Source organism: Stenotrophomonas tumulicola, assembly GCF_014117215.1.
In the GTDB taxonomy this organism is placed as follows: domain Bacteria; phylum Pseudomonadota; class Gammaproteobacteria; order Xanthomonadales; family Xanthomonadaceae; genus Stenotrophomonas; species Stenotrophomonas tumulicola.
In genome coordinates this window covers 406834-421871 of sequence record NZ_JACGXS010000001.1, presented here as the reverse complement: position 1 = coordinate 421871, position 15038 = coordinate 406834, and the positions used below count along the sequence as shown (strand labels likewise).

Annotated in this window: 16 protein-coding genes and 4 tRNA genes; 13 read left to right on the top strand and 7 right to left on the bottom strand. The window is 65.6% G+C overall.

Features of this window, described 5'->3' with window-relative positions; all coding sequences use genetic code 11:
• Positions 1–46 precede the first annotated feature (46 nt).
• Positions 47–370, top strand: a complete 324-nt coding sequence (gene fdxA, locus H4O11_RS02045) for a ferredoxin FdxA (RefSeq protein ID WP_182337766.1) — start codon at positions 47–49, stop codon at positions 368–370.
• 102 nt (positions 371–472) lie between these two features.
• On the opposite strand, the gene H4O11_RS02040 is transcribed toward fdxA, so the two are convergent.
• Positions 473–1045, bottom strand: coding sequence for a hypothetical protein (locus tag H4O11_RS02040; protein WP_182337765.1), 573 nt, complete (start codon positions 1043–1045; stop codon positions 473–475).
• 31 nt (positions 1046–1076) lie between these two features.
• On the bottom strand, positions 1077–1970 hold the full coding sequence (gene dapA, locus H4O11_RS02035) for a 4-hydroxy-tetrahydrodipicolinate synthase (protein WP_182337764.1): 894 nt from the start codon (positions 1968–1970) through the stop codon (positions 1077–1079).
• 167 nt (positions 1971–2137) lie between these two features.
• Here dapA and H4O11_RS02030 point away from each other — a divergent pair, with 167 nt between their 5' ends.
• From H4O11_RS02030 to H4O11_RS01990, 9 genes are all read left to right on the top strand, one after another.
• Positions 2138–2698: a glycine cleavage system transcriptional repressor gene (locus tag H4O11_RS02030; RefSeq protein WP_246333259.1), complete on the top strand. Its 561-nt coding sequence runs from the start codon at positions 2138–2140 to the stop codon at positions 2696–2698.
• A gap of 95 nt (positions 2699–2793) precedes the next feature.
• The gene (locus H4O11_RS02025; RefSeq protein ID WP_182337763.1) at positions 2794–3273 is read left to right on the top strand and encodes a peroxiredoxin; all 480 of its coding nucleotides are present in this window, start codon (positions 2794–2796) and stop codon (positions 3271–3273) included.
• Between the two features lie 82 nt (positions 3274–3355).
• Positions 3356–4753, top strand: coding sequence for a PhoH family protein (locus tag H4O11_RS02020; protein ID WP_182337762.1), 1398 nt, complete (start codon positions 3356–3358; stop codon positions 4751–4753).
• Between the two features lie 8 nt (positions 4754–4761).
• Positions 4762–5238, top strand: a complete 477-nt coding sequence (locus H4O11_RS02015) for a hypothetical protein (protein ID WP_182337761.1) — start codon at positions 4762–4764, stop codon at positions 5236–5238.
• Positions 5239–5346: 108 nt separating this feature from the next.
• Positions 5347–6156 carry a bifunctional hydroxymethylpyrimidine kinase/phosphomethylpyrimidine kinase gene (gene thiD, locus H4O11_RS02010; protein WP_182337760.1) on the top strand — a complete coding sequence of 270 codons (810 nt, stop codon included), beginning with the start codon at positions 5347–5349 and terminating at the stop codon, positions 6154–6156.
• Complete coding sequence (locus H4O11_RS02005; protein ID WP_182337759.1) at positions 6153–7007, top strand: alpha/beta hydrolase family protein; 855 nt, start codon at positions 6153–6155, stop codon at positions 7005–7007. The genes thiD and H4O11_RS02005 overlap by 4 nt, the downstream gene beginning before the upstream one ends.
• A 63-nt stretch (positions 7008–7070) precedes the next feature.
• Positions 7071–7147: transfer RNA gene (locus H4O11_RS02000), tRNA-Arg, on the top strand.
• 57 nt (positions 7148–7204) lie between these two features.
• A tRNA-Arg gene (locus tag H4O11_RS01995) sits at positions 7205–7281 on the top strand.
• Between the two features lie 29 nt (positions 7282–7310).
• Positions 7311–7387: transfer RNA gene (locus tag H4O11_RS01990), tRNA-Arg, on the top strand.
• A 65-nt stretch (positions 7388–7452) separates the two neighbouring features.
• On the opposite strand, the gene H4O11_RS01985 is transcribed toward H4O11_RS01990, so the two are convergent.
• Positions 7453–8367, bottom strand: a complete 915-nt coding sequence (locus H4O11_RS01985) for a LysR family transcriptional regulator (protein ID WP_182337758.1) — start codon at positions 8365–8367, stop codon at positions 7453–7455.
• A gap of 138 nt (positions 8368–8505) precedes the next feature.
• Between H4O11_RS01985 and H4O11_RS01980 the strand changes: the two genes are divergently transcribed.
• From H4O11_RS01980 to H4O11_RS01970, 3 genes are all read left to right on the top strand, one after another.
• On the top strand, positions 8506–9207 hold the full coding sequence (locus tag H4O11_RS01980; RefSeq protein ID WP_182337757.1) for a pirin family protein: 702 nt from the start codon (positions 8506–8508) through the stop codon (positions 9205–9207).
• Between the two features lie 125 nt (positions 9208–9332).
• Positions 9333–9971, top strand: a complete 639-nt coding sequence (locus H4O11_RS01975; RefSeq protein WP_182337756.1) for a DUF6766 family protein — start codon at positions 9333–9335, stop codon at positions 9969–9971.
• Positions 9972–10081: 110 nt separating this feature from the next.
• Positions 10082–11128 carry a DUF5694 domain-containing protein gene (locus H4O11_RS01970; protein ID WP_182337755.1) on the top strand — a complete coding sequence of 349 codons (1047 nt, stop codon included), beginning with the start codon at positions 10082–10084 and terminating at the stop codon, positions 11126–11128.
• 98 nt (positions 11129–11226) lie between these two features.
• Here the strand turns inward: H4O11_RS01970 and H4O11_RS01965 are convergent.
• The 4 genes from H4O11_RS01965 to recX all read right to left on the bottom strand — a co-directional run bounded on the left by H4O11_RS01965 (position 11227) and on the right by recX (position 15006).
• Positions 11227–11319, bottom strand: a tRNA-Ser gene (locus tag H4O11_RS01965).
• Positions 11320–11399: 80 nt separating this feature from the next.
• On the bottom strand, positions 11400–11609 hold the full coding sequence (csrA, locus tag H4O11_RS01960; protein WP_182337754.1) for a carbon storage regulator CsrA: 210 nt from the start codon (positions 11607–11609) through the stop codon (positions 11400–11402).
• 148 nt (positions 11610–11757) lie between these two features.
• Positions 11758–14406, bottom strand: coding sequence for an alanine--tRNA ligase (gene alaS / locus H4O11_RS01955; protein ID WP_182337753.1), 2649 nt, complete (start codon positions 14404–14406; stop codon positions 11758–11760).
• Between the two features lie 105 nt (positions 14407–14511).
• On the bottom strand, positions 14512–15006 hold the full coding sequence (gene recX / locus H4O11_RS01950; protein WP_182337752.1) for a recombination regulator RecX: 495 nt from the start codon (positions 15004–15006) through the stop codon (positions 14512–14514).
• Between the last annotated feature and the right edge of the window lie 32 nt (positions 15007–15038).

Genomic DNA, 15038 nt, shown 5'->3' with positions numbered 1-15038 from the left:
CCTGTTCTAGAATTGTCGGCTTGAAGACGGATCTGCCTCTCCCCCTATGCCTTTTGTCGTCACCGAAAACTGCATCAAGTGCAAACACACCGATTGCGTGGAAGTGTGCCCCGTGGATTGCTTCCACGAAGGCCCGAATTTCCTGGTGATCGACCCGGATGAGTGCATCGACTGCACCTTGTGCGAGCCCGAGTGCCCGGTCAACGCGATCTTCCCGGAAGATGACGTGCCGGCCGGACAGGAGGCCTTCGTCGCGCTGAACGCCGAACTGGCGAAGGATTGGCCGGTACTGACGGTGCGCAAGGACCCGCCCGCCGATGCCGGCGAGTGGGATGGCAAGCCGGACAAGCTGAAGCTGCTGGAGCGCTGAAAGCCAGCTTGCGGTCGGAAAAAAGGGCGCCGATGGCGCCCTTTTCCGTTGCTGCATCCGTGCATCCAAGGGCACCGGGCATGGCCCGGTGCCACGGAACGCTTACGGTGCGAGCTTTTCCTTCAGTGCGGCGATCAGCTTGACCGGCGCCTCGGCGGTAGCCGGCAAGCCACGCGGATCGACGGCGGAAACATAGGCACCTGCATCCACGGCCACCACGCGCACCAGGAAATTGCTGCCTTCGAACGCCACGTCGTACGAGCCCAGCAACTGCGCGCGGGTCGCGATGGTCAGCCCATCGATGCCTTCCAGCGCGGTGCCGACCTGGGCGAAGGCCTGGTCCCTGTCTGCCGCCACGATGAAGCCAGAGGCATTGTTGGCCGGCGCGGCAGCAGGCTGGCCGGCAGCCGCAGCTGCCGGGGCGGCTTCAGCCGGAGCCGAGGCCGGACGCGACGCCTGCGAGGCCAGCACCGAACCGGTTTCACCGGTGGTCGCAGCCGTGGTGCTGCCGGCCGGTGCGGTGAGGTCCGGCGGGACTTCCAGCGGACGCATCTCCGGGGCCAGCGCATAGTCGCCGCGCGCGCCCTTCTTGAAGCAGCCGGTGGTCGCCACGACGGTACCCAGGGCAAGGATCGCGATGGACAGCACGCGGAAGGTGGAAACGGATTGACGCATGGGAATCTCCTGGATCAGGCCACTGGAGGAGTCAGTGGCTGGAAAGGGCTTCGAGCGCGGCGATGTCACCGGCAAGATGCTCGGCCGCGGGCTGGTGCGCTGCCGACAACGGCAGCAGCGGCAGGCGCAGGTCATGGCCGATGCCGATCCGGCGCAGCAGCGCCTTGACCGGGATCGGGTTCGATTCGACGCCACAGAAATCATGGAACGGCTGCAGGCGCGCGTCCCAGCTGTCGGTGGCGGCGTGATCGTGGGCGGCGGCCAGTTCGCACATCCGGCGGTAGGCGCCCGGCAAGGCATTGGAGCCGACCGAGACCAACCCGTCCATGCCGGCCTGGATGGAGCGCGCGGCACTGCCGTCGTCGCCACTGAGCACGGCGAAATGGTCACTGCGCAGGGCCAGCAGGGCCTTGACGCGCCCGACATCACCCACCGCTTCCTTGATGCCGACGATGTTGGGATGGTCGGCCAGTTCGGCCACGGTCTCCGGCAACAGGTCGCAGCCGGTACGTCCCGGCACGTTGTACAGCACCACCGGCAGGCCGCCCTGGTCCGCCACGGCCCGGTAATGGGCGATCAGTCCGGCCTGGGTCGGCCGCACGTAGGGCGGTGTGACCACCAGCGCATGGGTCGCCCCCCCGGCGGCTGCCCGGCGGGTCTGCTCGATGGTTTTCGCGGTACCGGACAGGCCGGTACCCGCCAGCACCGGCACCCGCCCGCCAACGCGCGCGACCGCGCTTGCCAGCAGCAGGTCGTATTCGTCGTCGGTCAGGGTAGCCGCCTCGCCGGTGGAACCGGCCACGACCACGCCGTGCACGCCCCCTTCCAGCTGCAGGTGCAGCAGGCGCTGCCAACCATCGGGGTCGAGGGAACCGTCGGCCCGGAACGGGGTCGCCAGCGCGGTGATGAGGCCGGAAAGGGACAAGGCGTGCTGCTCTTGGCTGTAGGGGGGGATAAACGCCTGCCGCACGAAGGCCCAGGCGCTGCCCATGTTACTTGCGGCGCGAAAGCGCGGGCAAGTATGCTGGACGCTGGTGAATCCCCGCCCGTTGCGGGCATTCAGACTCACGCATGCATTACCCCGGAATCGCCTTGACCGACACCACCGCGCGCCCTTCGCCCAGCGAAAACCATCTCCTGATCAACGCCTACACGACGCATCCGGAGTCCCCCCTGCTGCCAGTCACCCGTCGCATCGCCGACAGCGGCTGCAACCTGGTGGATGCCCGCCTGTCCACCGTGGGCCGCGATGTTTCGGTCACCGCCCTGGCCACCGGCTCCTGGGATTCGGTGGCCAAGCTGGAGGCCATGCTGACCCGGCTGGAGCGCGAGGAAGGCCTGAAGCTGGTCTGGTACCGCACCGAGGCCAAGCAGGCGCAGTCCAACCTGCTGCCCTACATCGTCGAAGTGATCGCCGCCGACAAGCCTGGCATCCTGTTCCAGCTGGCCGACTTCTTCGACCGCCAGGGCATCACCATCGAAAGCCTGCAGAGCACGCGTTACCGTGCCATGCAGACCGGCGCGGAAATGTTCAGCGCGCAGGTCACCATCGGTGTTCCCGCCAACATGCATATCGCCGCGCTGCGCGACGACTTCCTGGAGTTCTGCGACCACCTGAACCTGGACGCGATCATGGACCCGATGAAGTTCTGACGATTTCGCGCGTTCGTCACGGGCGCGCGATGTTTCATGCAACTGTAGTAGCTTGTCGTTGTAGTGGCATGACCCCAGGCACGCAGAAGGACCCCATGGATAACGGCGACACCCTGGACCGCACCACCCTCTCGCTGCCGCTGGCCCTGTCCGGCGGCGCCCACGCCACCCTCGGCGATTTCGCCGGCAGATGGCTGGTGCTGTACTTCTATCCGAAGGACAGCACACCGGGATGCACCACCGAAGGCATCGACTTCAATGCGCTGCTGCCACGGTTCGAACAGGCCGGCGCCACGGTGCTCGGCGTCTCCCGCGACTCGGTGAAGTCGCATGACAACTTCTGCGCGAAACAGGGCTTCCGGTTCCCGCTGGTCAGCGATGCCGACGAGGCGCTGTGCAGTGCATTCGACGTGGTCAAGCTGAAGAACATGTATGGCAAGCAGGTGCGTGGCATCGAACGCAGCACCTTCCTGGTCTCTCCGGAAAGCCGCATCGTGCAGTCCTGGCGCAAGGTCAAGGTCGCCGGCCATGCCGATGCCGTGCTGGACGCACTGAAGGCCGCGCAAGCACAGTGACTCCCATTGTTCTCTTCGTCCGCCACCACCCTGCCCTGCAGGCCGCGGTGGCTTTTCCCTGTCCGCCCACCAGGAACCGATGATGACCCGAGGCAAGCGCATCTACGTGCTGGATACCAATGTGCTGATGCACGATCCCACCGCGCTGTTCAAATTCGAGGAGCACGATGTCTACCTGCCGATGCAGGTGATCGAAGAACTGGACAATGGCAAGAAGGGAACCTCCGAGGCGAGCCGCAACGCACGCCAGGTCAGCCGTTTCCTCAATGAACTGGTGCAGGCCTCGGGCCTGGACAAGCTGGCCGACGGCATCCCGCTGCAACTGCCCAACGGCCTGCAGCTGCGCGGCAAGCAGAGCGCCGGCAAGCTGCGCTTCCAGACCAGCCATTTCGACGCCGGCAAGAGCTTTGGCAAGGTCATCCCGGACAATGCCATCCTCGGTGCGATCCTCGCGCTGCAGGAAGAAACACCGGACATCCCGGTGGTATTCGTCTCCAAGGACATCAACCTCCGGATCAAGGCCGCCATCGCCGGCATCGTGTCCGAGGACTACGAAAACGACCGCGCGCTGGACGATTTCAGCCTGCTCTATACCGGCGCCACCGAACTGCCGGAAGATTTCTGGAAGCGCCACGGCAGCGACCTGCGCAGTTGGAGCGACAAGGGCCGCACGCATTACGAGATCGAAGCGCTGGATGACGAGGAGTGGTATCCGAACCAGTACGTCTACCTGCCCGGCGATGACGAAGTCGAACTGCGCGTCAGCAAGATGGCAGGCGACAAGATCACCTTGTCGCTGGTGGATGACTTCCGCCATGGCAGCCACGCGGTATGGGGCATCAGCGCGCGCAACCGCGAGCAGAATTTCGCGCTCAACGCCTTGATGGATCCGGAGATCGATTTCGTCACCCTGCTCGGCACCGCCGGCACCGGCAAGACCCTGCTGGCGCTTGCCGCCGGCCTGGCGCAGACCATGGACCAGCAGCGTTACCGCGAGATCATCATGACCCGCGCAACCGTGAGCGTAGGCGAAGACATCGGCTTCCTGCCGGGTACCGAAGAAGAGAAGATGACGCCATGGATGGGCGCGCTGACCGACAACCTGGAAGTGCTCACCCACACCCAGGAAGGCGGCAGCTGGGGGCGCGCGGCGACCAACGACCTGCTGGCCAGCCGGATCAAGATCCGCTCGCTGAACTTCATGCGCGGACGTACCTTCCTGTCACGCTACCTGATCCTGGACGAGGCGCAGAACCTCACCCCCAAGCAGATGAAGACATTGATCACCCGCGCCGGCCCGGGCACCAAGATCGTCTGCCTGGGCAACGTGGAGCAGATCGATACGCCGTACCTGACCGAAACCACCTCAGGGCTGACCTACGCGGTGGATCGTTTCAAGAACTGGCCGCACAGCGCGCACATCACGCTGCGTCGTGGCGAGCGTTCGCGCCTGGCCGACTATGCCTCGGAGGTGCTGTGAGCCGCTGCATGCGCCTGCTGTTGCTGCTGGCTGCTGGCGCCCTGCTCGGCGCCTGCAGCACCCTGCAGGGGCCGCCCAGCGTGCCAACCGCGTTGAAGACCGGGCAGTCCTGGGTAGTCACCCGCCCGGTGGTGGCCGCGCAGGTGCTCGACACCTGCTCGCGGCCGAGCCCTGGCCGCGACGCTGGCCGGGTCACCGGCTACTGGGCGCCGAGCCGGCAGCAGGTGGAACAACTGGAAGCGCAGTTGCCGACGTTGCGGGACCAGGTGGCCGACGCCGTGGACTTCGACCGCCAGTACGTGGGCATCGAAGCCGATGGCCGCGAACTGATCTATGTCAACGCGTTCAAGCTGCCCGACGGCAGCAATATCAATCCCGCCCGCCAGGCGATCCGGATCTGCGATGGCGGCGCGATGTCCTGGGGCGCGGTATTCGACCCGACGACCGCGGTGTTCTCCGAGTTCCATCCCAACGGTGGCTGGTGAGCAGGGCCATGCGCCGCCTATAGCGCGCATGGCTGCGCTCGCCGAGCGTGGCCCGGCGCTACCGGCAGGGGCATGGCCCGTCACCCGGCAAGCAGGCACAATCGGCGGATGAGCCCGAATACTCCCGTCTCCGTCCTCACCATCGCCGGCTCTGATTCCGGCGGTGGCGCCGGCATCCAGGCCGACCTGAAGGCGTTCGCCGCCCATCGCGTGCACGGCTTGTCGGCCATCGCAGCACTGACCGCGCAGAACACCCGTGGCGTCACCGCGGTACATGTGCCGCCGATCGCCTTCCTGCAGGCACAGATCGAGGCGTGCTTCGACGACTTCGACGTGCATGCGGTGAAGCTGGGCATGCTGGCCAATGCCGAGGTCATCCACTGCGTCGCCGATGCGCTGGAAAAACACCATCCCACGCACGTCGTGCTCGACCCGGTGATGGTGTCCACCAGTGGTGCCAGGCTGCTGGAGGGCAGTGCACTGGACGCGCTGCGCAGCCGTTTGCTGCCGCTGGCCACGCTGGTCACGCCGAACACGCCGGAAGCGGAATTGCTGGTCGGTCGGCGCATCGGCAATGGCGAAGATGCCGAGCAGGCAGCGGCAGCGCTGCTGGACATGGGCGCGGGCGCGGTACTGCTCAAAGGCGGCCACCTGCTGGAAGGAAGCCGGGTGATCGACCGGTTCTTCGATACGGTCAGCAGCGAAACCTTCATCCATGCGCGACTTTCGGTGGATGCACATGGCACCGGGTGCACGCTCGCTTCGGCCATCGCCGCGCAGTTATGCAATGGCCTGAGCCTGGCCAATGCCTGCGAGGCCGGCATCGATTACGTGGCGCGCGGCCTGCGGCACGGTTACACACCCGGGCGCAGCGATGTGCTGGTGCTGGATCATTTCGGCGCGGCGACGCACGCATGAGCGGCGATGTGGGCAGCACCGCGCTGCAGGCGGGGGATGGCCACTGCTTCGAGCTGCTGCACGTCATACCGGATTCCCCGCGTGCACGGTTGCTATGGCTGCCCGCGCTCGGCGTGGCTGCACGCCACTACCTGCCGCTGGCCCAGGCCCTGGCCGCGCACAGCATCGCGGTGTACCTGCATGAATGGCGTGGCAACGGCAGCAGTTCACTACGCCCGTCGCGCACGCAGGACTGGGGATACCGGCAACTGCTCGAGCAGGACCTGCCGGCCAGCCAAGGGTTGTTGGCGCGACATGATCCACAACCGGACGGACGACGCTGGATCATCGGCGGGCACAGCCTGGGTGGGCAACTGGCCTGCGTGCATGCCGGTCGCGCCACCGCCCATTTCACCCAGTTGTGGCTGGTCGCCAGCGGCACCCCGTGGTGGCGCAGCTTTCCGCCGCCGCGTGCATGGCTGCTGCCGCTGGCCTACCGTTTCCTGCCCTGGCTGGCGCTTCGCCAGGGCGTACTGCACGGGCGACGCCTGGGTTTCGGCGGCACCGAAGCACGTGGCCTGATCAGCGACTGGGCCAAGGTGGGATTGAGCAACCGCTACGCGGCCGCCGGCATGGACGAAGACCTGGAACGCCAGCTGCGTGGTGTCCGCGGCCGTGCGCAGGCCGTGCTGATGGCCGGGGACTGGCTGGCGCCGACCGGCTCCATGCAGGCATTGCTGGCCAAGCTGCCACGGGTGGATGCCACCTTGGCCGTGCTGGACGCGGCAACGCTGGGAACACGCGCGGATCATTTCAGCTGGATGAAGTCACCCGCCGCGGTTTCCGAAGCATTATTGCGTTCATTTGAATGAAAGCCTTCACAAAGACGTTGACGGATGCGGCGGCAATCCGCATAATTCCGCTCCTGTTGCAACGCGCCCGTAGCTCAGTTGGATAGAGTACCTGGCTACGAACCAGGCGGTCGGGAGTTCGAATCTCTCCGGGCGCACCATCAACAGGAACACCAGCCCCGCCGTTGGTGCCAGTAGCAAAAACATCGCTGTCGCATGCGCCCGTAGCTCAGTTGGATAGAGTACCTGGCTACGAACCAGGCGGTCGGGAGTTCGAATCTCTCCGGGCGCACCAGTGACAATGATGGAAACGCAGTACACCGTGCGCCCGTAGCTCAGTTGGATAGAGTACCTGGCTACGAACCAGGCGGTCGGGAGTTCGAATCTCTCCGGGCGCACCATCATTCGGAAAAACAGCAGGCTTCGGCCTGCTGTTTTTTTTTGCCTCGCCGGACAGGGCCCGGCATTACCCCAGCGCCTGCCACCACCGGTCCAGCATGCCCGGCACGCGCAGCCGCTCGCGCCACCAACGCAACGCCGCGCCCTCCTCGCCGGTACGCCACGCCAGCCAGAACGTTTCATCAGGCTTGTGCTCCTCCACGTCACGGATCACCAGTTCCCCGCGCGCCACTGCCGCACGCGCGCAGGGTTCTGGCAGGAAACCAAAACCGATGCCTTCACGCTGCAGCCGCAGCTTGCTGGCCATGTCCGGCACGCTCAACGTTTCCTGGCCCATCAGCAGGCCAACGGTGCGCGGCAACAACCGACGCGCGGAATCGGACACGGCAACGGCGCAATGTCCGGCCAGTTGCTCACGGCGCAGCACTCCTGGAACCGCAGCCAGTGGATGGCCAGGCGCCACCGCGAACACGAACGCCACGCGGCCCAGCGGTTCCACCACATATCCCCCTCCACTGGGTCCCTCGCCTGCCGCGCCCACCAGCAGGTCCGCCCGGCGATCCAGCAAGGCTTCCCAGGTACCCGACAACGCCTCGTCGATCAGCCGCAGCCGGGTCTGCGCCGCCACGCCACGAAATGCCGCGATGTCCGCGCCCAGCAGCCAGGTGGGAAACATCGAGTCCATTGCCAGTGTCAGTTCGGCCTCCCAGCCCGATGCCACCCGGCGCACCCGCAGTTCCAGCTCGCGGGCTGCCCGCAGCAGATGCCGGCCTTCGTCCAGCAGCGCACGGCCCGCCTCGGTCATCTCCGCGCGCGGACCGACCCGATCGAACAACTGCACTCCCAGATCCTCTTCCAGCTTGGCCACCGTATAGGAGATGGTCGAGGGCACCTTGTGCAGGGCCTTGCCGGCAGCCGCAAAGGACCCCCGCCGGTCGATGGCATCCAGGATCTGAAGGGCGTCGAGGCTGAGCTTGAGCATTCGAATTTTTCGATGATGGCTTGCAAAACTATCCGTTTTTCAAACCCGAAGGGCAAGCGGATACTTCCTTCCAACGGGGAAACACGGTCCAGAACGGGCCACACCCCAAATCGAAACCATCGAACAAGGAGAGCCACCATGATCCGGATCCGTAAGAGCGCCACCCGCGGCAAGGCCAACCATGGCTGGCTGGACTCCATGCATACCTTCTCCTTCGCCAACTACCATGACCCGCGTTACATGAGCTTCGGTCCGCTGCGGGTCATCAACGAAGACAAGGTGATCGGCGGCCAGGGTTTCGGTACCCACAGCCACAGCAACATGGAGATCGTCTCCTACGTGCTCGACGGTGCGCTGGAGCACAAGGACTCGATGGGCACCGGCTCGGTGCTGCGTTATGGCGATGTGCAGCGCATGAGCGCCGGCAGCGGCGTCAGCCACAGCGAGTTCAACCATTCCGCCGACGAGCGGGTGCATTTCCTGCAGATCTGGCTGTTCCCGGACCAGCAGGGCATCGCACCGTCCTACCAGGAAGCCAACTTCAGCCCGGCATCCAAGCGCGGCCAACTGCGCCTGATCGTCTCGCCGGACGGGGCTGACGGCTCGTTGTCGATCCACCAGGACGCGCGCATCTTCGCCACGATCCTGGACGGCGACAATCGCCTGCAGCACACGCTGGCCCCGGGACGCGGTGCCTACGTGCAGGTGGCGCGTGGCCAGTTGCAGGTCAATGGCGTCACCCTGGATGCGGGCGATGCGCTGCAGTTGGCCGACGAGGCACAGCTGACCCTCGAAAACGGCCACGACGCGGAAGTACTGGTGTTCGACCTGCCGTTGTGATCCGGCCGGAAGCAGCGGGGCATCGTCCCGCTGCTTCCGGCCTTCGTGCAGTGCGGTTTCACGACGCCTTGCCGGGCCTGCGGGGCACCTTTGCAGGCCCTGCCACCTGCCAAGCGAGGCATGCCGTGTGGAAGCGCAATGGGCTGTCACTGGTCCTGCTGGGCCTGTTCCTGCTGTTCCTGGCCGGCCAAGCCGTGGCCGGGTTCCGCGTGCACAACCAGGACCTGGTGCTGCATGGCGCCGCACCGCTGGATGCACTGGCTTATCTATGCAGCGGCCACTTCATCAGCGCCACCTTCGAAAACTGGGAAAGCGAGTTCCTGCAGATGGGCATGTATGTCCTGCTGACGGTGGTGCTGCGCCAACGCGGTTCGGCCGAATCGCGTCCACTGGACCCGGCACAGGAACAGGCCCGCATCGACGATGGCCCTGCACCGCTGCCGGTGCGCAAGGGAGGCCCCTGGTTGAAACTGTACGAACATTCGCTGGCGCTGGCCTTCGCCGCCTTGTTCCTGCTCAGTTTCAGCCTGCACGCACTGGGCAGCTGGCGCGCTGAACAAGCCCAGCAGCGACTGCTGGGCCTGCCGCCACCCAGCCTGTGCGAGCATCTGGGCAGCAGCTCATTCTGGTTCGAATCCATGCAGAACTGGCAGAGTGAGTTCCTTGCCGTACTGGCACTGGTGGTGTTGACCATCTTCCTGCGCCAGAAAGATTCGCCCCAGTCCAAACCCGTACAGGCACCACATGCGCAGACCGGCGACTGAAGCAGCGGCGCCTGCGCGGAATGGGTCATTGGTCACCCTGCCGAACGCACCTTGAGCATCCCCGGCAAGCTGCTTCAATGACAGCCATCACAGGGACAGAGGGGTGCCGCATGAAGCATCGTTGCAATTGGTGGGCATGGGTCGCCCTGCTGGCCCCGCTCGGCGCACAGGCACAGGTGGATGTCGCGGCGCTGGACGAAGGGATGCCCGGGCCACGAACCGAGGTGATGGTGCTGGGCAGCGTGCACCTTTCCGAACACAAGGAGTTCCGGGCCACCACCCTGGAGCCTCTGCTGGACAAGCTGGCCGCCTTCAAGCCGACGGTGATCACCATCGAAGCGGTGAGCGGCGAGCAGTGCGACATGCTGCTGCGCCACCCCAGCGTCTACGGCGATGACTGCAAGGCACCGGCGCAGGCGCAGGCGGCAACCGGACTGGACATGCCCGCTGCGCGTGCCGAGGCCGACCGTCTGTTGGCAACCTGGCCGCAGGCGCCCTCCCCGGCCGAACGCCGGCGCCTGGCCGCCACCTTGCTGGCCGCAGGCGAGCGTGCGTCAGCCTACGTGCAGTGGCTGCAGCTTGATGCCGCCGAGCGGCACGCCGGCGACGGTCTGGACCCGGCCCTGGTGCAGCAGTTGCAGGACGTCGGCAGGCGCAGCGACGAAAGCATCCAGATCGCTGCACGCCTTGCCGCGCGGCTGGGACTGCCACGCGTCCATCCGGTCGACGATTACACCGGCGGCGCACACCGCGTCGCCGACCTCAAGGCCTTCGCCGACGGCGTCCAGCAGGCATGGGACAAGAACAAGCCACGGATGCAGGCACTGATCGCGCGCGAGAAGGCGCTGATGGCCGGCGATGACCTGCTGCCGCTGTACCGCATGCTCAATGCCCCCGATACCCAGGCTTTCATGGCCGCCAGCAACGTGCGCACGGCGCTGCAGACCCCGTCCGCCGGGCACTATCCACAGATATGGGTCAACGGCTGGGAGATCCGCAACCTGCGCATGGTGGCCAACATCCTGGAAACCGTACGCGACCGGCCGGGCCAGCGCGTGCTGAGCGTGGTCGGCAATTCCCACAAGCCATGGTTCGACGCGTGGCTGGGACAGGCCTCCGGCGTGCGTGTCGTCGATACGCTGGAAGTACTGGAGTAACCGCGACGCTGGCACTGGCGGTGTGTTGCCTGGCCGGCCGGGCATGCGACAAAGAAAAACGCCCGCAGATCGCTGATCTGCGGGCGTTTCTCGTCATCTGGCGGAGCGAGAGGGATTCGAACCCTCGATAGAGCTTTTGACCCTATACTCCCTTAGCAGGGGAGCCCCTTCAGCCACTCGGGCATCGCTCCGGGGTTTACTGCCGCTGTTGGATGACTACTCCTCAGCGGGGACGCGAATAATAGCGTTTTTCACGCTGGAAGGTAAAGCCTTAATCTGCGGAATTTTCGCTGCCGCTGCCGACGTTGCCTTTATCGGTACCATCCTGGATGCGCTGGTAGATTTCTTCGCGGTGGACGGCCACGTCCTTCGGCGCAGTGATGCCGATACGAACCTGATTGCCCTTGACGCCCAGGACGGTCACGCTGACCGAGTCACCGATCATCAGGGTTTCGCCTACGCGGCGAGTCAAGATCAACATTTTTGAATTTCTCCATGGAACCGTGTGGAAGGGTATCCCCCACCGGCTTGGCGTTCCATCACGGTCCGCCCCACGACAAAGGGAAAAAGATTACCAATGGTACTGCCAGCCCTCCCGTCGCCACAAGGCGCGGGAGGGTTGCAGTTCATCACAGGTGCGACCGGACCCAGTCGATGGTGGCCGCCAGTGCGGAGGCAAGGGCGGGCCCGTCCTCACCACCACCCTGGGCGAGATCCGGGCGACCGCCGCCCTTGCCACCAATCTGACTGGCAACATGGGCCAACAGTTCCCCGGCCTTGACCCGGCCCATTGCACTGCCGTTCACCCCGGCCACCAGGGCGGCCTTGCCGTCCTGGGTACCGGCCAGCAGGATCACCGCATCGCCCAGTTGCTGCTTCAGGCGATCCACGGCCTCGCGCAGGGCTTTGGCGTCAAAGCCTTCCAGCCGCGCAGCGAGCACCTTCACGCCAGATACGTCGACCGCCTGCGAGGACAGGTCCGCCGTTGCTCCGGCTGCCAGCTTCGCCTTCAGCGACTCCAGCTCACGTTCCAGCTGCTTCTGGCGCAACGCCTGCGCCCGGATCTTGTCGACCACGTCGGTCGCGCTGCCACCCAGCAGGCTGGCGGCTTCCGCCAGGCGGGCCTCCTCGGCATCCACGTAGTCCAGCGCGCCCTGGCCGGTGACCGCCTCGATGCGCCGCACACCCGCTGACACGCCGCCTTCGGAGGTGATCTTGAACAGGCCGATGTCGCCAGTACGGCTGACATGCGTGCCACCACACAGTTCGGTCGAGTAGTCCCCCATCCTCAGCACGCGCACGTGTTCGCCATACTTCTCGCCGAACAGCGCCATGGCACCGAAATCCAGCGCTTCCTGCATGCCCATGTTGTGCACTTCGACAGCGTTGTTGGCGCGCACCTGCTGGTTCACCTTGCGCTCGATGATCGCCAGCTCTCCGGCGGTGATCGGCTGGAAATGCGAGAAGTCAAAGCGCAGCCGGTCCGGTGCGACCAGCGAGCCCTTCTGCTGCACGTGGGTGCCCAGCACTTCGCGCAACGCCGCATGCAGCAGATGGGTAGCCGAATGGTTGAGGATGGTGGTGCCGCGGCGTTGTGCATCGACTTCGCCGGAAAGCAGGTCACCGATTTCCAGCCTGCCCTCGGCCAGCGTGCCCACATGGCCGTGGAACTGGCCAGCGAACTTCTGGGTATCGGACACCAGAACGCGCGCGCCATTGCCCGACAGCAGGCCGGTGTCGCCCACCTGGCCACCGGACTCGGCATAGAAAGGCGTCCTGTCGGTCAGCACGATCACGGCATCGCCGGCCTGCACGGACTGCGCCGGGCGACCGTCCTTCAACAGTGCCACCACACGCAGGCCATCGGCCTGCAGCGCGTCATAGCCCTGGAACACGGTCGGCTCCAGCGTGGCCACCAGGTCCGCCGGCAGGCTCACGCCGCCACCGAACTTGCCAGCCGCACGCGCGGTCTCGCGCTGTTGCTCCATCGCCGCGTCGAAACCGTCGGTGTCCACGGTCATCTGGCGTTCGCGCGCGATGTCAGCGGTCAGGTCCAGCGGGAAGCCATAGGTGTCGTACAGGCGGAACGCGTCAACTCCCGGGATCACGCCGCCGGTTGCCTTGGCAGCGACATCCTCGAAGATCTTCATGCCGGCATCGAGTGTCTCGGCGAAGCGCTCTTCCTCGGCGCGCAGCGCACGGGTGACGGTGTCGGCGGCTACGGCCAACTCCGGGTAGGCCTGTGCCATCTGTTCCACCAGGGTCGGCACCAGGCCGCTGAAGAACGGCTGGCGCACGCCCAGCATCCAGCCATGGCGCAGCGCGCGGCGGATGATACGACGCAGCACATAGCCACGGCCCTCGTTGGATGGCAATACGCCGTCGACGATCAGGAACGAGCAGGCGCGGATGTGGTCGGCGATCACGCGCAGCGACTTGTTCTCCAGGTCGGCCATGCCGGTCAGCTCGCTGGCCTTGCGGATCAGCGCCTGGAACAGGTCGATCTCGTAATTGGTATGCACGTGCTGCAGGATCGCGGCCAGCCGCTCCAGGCCCATGCCGGTATCCACGCACGGTGCCGGCAACGGAACCAGCGTGCCATCGGGCTGGCGGTCGAACTGCATGAAGACCAGGTTCCATATCTCGATGAAGCGATCGCCGTCTTCATCCGGCGAACCCGGGGGACCGCCGGCAATGTGGTCGCCATGGTCGTAGAAGATTTCGGTGCAGGGCCCGCACGGACCGGTCTCGGCCATCTGCCAGAAATTGTCCGAGGCGAACGGCGCGCCCTTGTTGTCGCCAATGCGCACGATCCGCTCTTCCGGGATCCCGACCATGTCGCGCCACAACGCGTAGGCCTCGTCATCGGTCTGGTAGACAGTGACCAGCAGGCGCTCGGCCGGCAGCTTCCAGACCTGCGTCAACAGTTCCCAGGCCCAGGCGATGGCGTCCTTCTTGAAGTAGTCGCCGAAGGACCAGTTGCCCAGCATTTCGAAGAAGGTGTGATGGCGGGCGGTATAACCCACCTGGTCCAGGTCGTTGTGCTTGCCGCCCGCGCGCAGGCAGCGCTGGACGTCGGCCGCGCGCACGTAGCTGCGCTTTTCCGCGCCCAGGAACACGTCCTTGAACTGGACCATGCCCGAATTGGTGAACAACAGGGTCGGGTCATTGCCGGGCACCAGGGGTGCCGACGGCACGATGGTGTGGCCCTTGCCCTTGAAGAACTCAAGGAAGTCGCTGCGGATCTGGGAGGTGGTGAATTTGGCGGGTGCGTTCATGGGGGCTGGCAGTCTGCGGGCCGGAGGAACAACCGCCACCGGCCACACTGGCCAGGGTCGGGTTTCGGACCTCCGAAACCCTGAAGGGTATCAGGCCCGAGGCGCTCAGTCCTCTGGGTCGAAGCGGGTCGCACGGCGGATGGTGTCGCCATCGAATCCGCGACGGGCCAACAGGTCGGCAGCCTTGCGCCGTTGTGGCAGGTCCTGTGGCCCTTCCTCGCCAAACCGGCGCTGCACCAGGTCGCGCGCATTGTGCAGGAAGTCGCCCTCGTAGCTGGCCATCGCGGCCGCTACCGCATCGCTGTCCAGGCCATGGGTACCCAGCTCGGCCAGGATGTGTCGTGGCCCGTAACCGCTGTTGGCGCGATTGCGCACCAGGGTTTCGGCAAAACGCTCATCGTCCTGCCACCCCTCGCTGGCCAGCCGATCGACGGCTGCCTGCGCCTGCTCCGGCTCGATGCCGCGCGCGACCAGTTTGCGCCCCAGTTCCTTGCGCGAATGCTCGCGGCGAACCAGCAGGCCAAGTGCCCGCTGCAATGGCGTCTGTTCCGGTCGTCGGCGTTTGCGTCCGGAGGACGGCGGTTCCGGTTCATCGTGCATGTCGTTCCCTTCAATTGCGTCATCCTTGACGC